Raw genomic sequence first — 564 nt, 5'->3', positions numbered from 1 at the left:
GTTGGCCAAGGCGTATCGTGGCGATCCGGAGATTTACAGTTTCATCAAGGCGAAAATTGCCGGTTATTATCCTGATCAACCCGCCGACAACCGGGCCGACCGATCCGCCCTGGAGCAATGGCTGACCGACCACCCTGTCCCGGAGCTGAGGAACATTGAGGCTTGTTTCTGGACGCTGGCCCGGCACTGTCCGGCCACGGTACACCAGGACATCAAAAACCCGCACTCTATTTGTCGCGACGCAGTGAAACAGCTGGCCATCTATATGGTCGCCGCCGCCCCCCGGGCACAGCAGCGGCCCCAGGCACAGCGATTGGGTGTTGATCTCCGACTGACCCGGCAAAAACGCTTTTTTGATGGAAACCTGCGCTCAACCTTAAAAGATACCCTGATCGCTCACCGGTTATCACTCAGGCAAGACACCATCATCAGCCAAGCGGTTGGGACGCTGGAGAGCCAGATTAGCGCCATTCTGAATCAGGCCGACCAACAGAAATCACAACAGATCCGGGAGTTACTGGCCACCAACTTTGTTGATGATCAGTTACCCGGGCCGTGCCAGGA

1 protein-coding gene is annotated in these 564 nt (G+C 56.9%); it reads left to right on the top strand.

From position 1 onward, the window contains the following. The coding region (locus J7438_RS27165) for a hypothetical protein (RefSeq protein ID WP_209279124.1) at nucleotides 1-564 on the top strand (564 nt) is incomplete at both ends.

The sequence above is a fragment of the Thalassotalea sp. G20_0 genome (assembly GCF_017744175.1).
Lineage (GTDB): Bacteria > Pseudomonadota > Gammaproteobacteria > Pseudomonadales > Endozoicomonadaceae > Endozoicomonas.
Note: the sequence above shows the minus strand (reverse complement) of the source record. Positions and strands in the feature narration are given on the sequence as shown.